The following is a 639-nucleotide window of genomic DNA, read 5'->3' as shown; positions in this document are numbered from 1 at the left end:
GCCCGGCGCTGCACCAGCAGGGCGCAGGCGCCGCCGAGGACGAACCACATGTACCAGGTCGGCACCAGATAGTAGAGCATGTTGTCCGAATAGGCCATCGACAGGTAGCCGGCCGTCATCGCCAGGAGCATCCAGGCCCATCGCTCGCCGCGGGTGATCAGCCGCGCGATCAGGGCGAGAGTCCGCGCATACAGCCAGAGATAGGCGAGGAGGCCGATCAGCCCGGTCTCGAACAGGAACTGCACGTAGACGCTGTGGGAATCGATGGTATCGTTCTCGAGCGGCAGCGGGAAGAACTGCGCCACGTAGTGGCCGAAGCTCGACAGGCCCCAGCCGAAGAGCGGGCGCTCCCAGAACCAGGTCATGGCGCCCTGCCACAGCAGCATCCGGAAGGCGTACGAGTTCAGCTTCTCGTAGGCATCCATGGTGTTGCCCTGCTGCAGGTCGGCGAGGCGCTCGGCGAATTCCGGGACCGCCAGCAGCGCCACCGGCAGGCCCAGGAAGTAGAGCAGGGTGCGCCGGTCGAAGAGAAGGCCGTGGGTGAGCAGGATCAGGCCGGCGCCGGCCCAGGCGCTGCGGGTCTTGGTGAGCAGGATCAGCCCGAGCAGGACCGGGACGTAGAGGACCAGCGCCCGGCGC

The 639-nt window shown here is 67.3% G+C and carries 1 protein-coding gene; it reads right to left on the bottom strand.

The window, feature by feature from the left end:
• Positions 1-639, bottom strand: a 639-nt coding sequence (locus VQ03_RS29920) for an O-antigen ligase family protein (RefSeq protein WP_048454577.1), incomplete at both ends; no start/stop codon positions are given.

This window comes from Methylobacterium tarhaniae (assembly GCF_001043955.1).
Lineage (GTDB): Bacteria > Pseudomonadota > Alphaproteobacteria > Rhizobiales > Beijerinckiaceae > Methylobacterium > Methylobacterium tarhaniae.
Note: the sequence above shows the minus strand (reverse complement) of the source record. Positions and strands in the feature narration are given on the sequence as shown.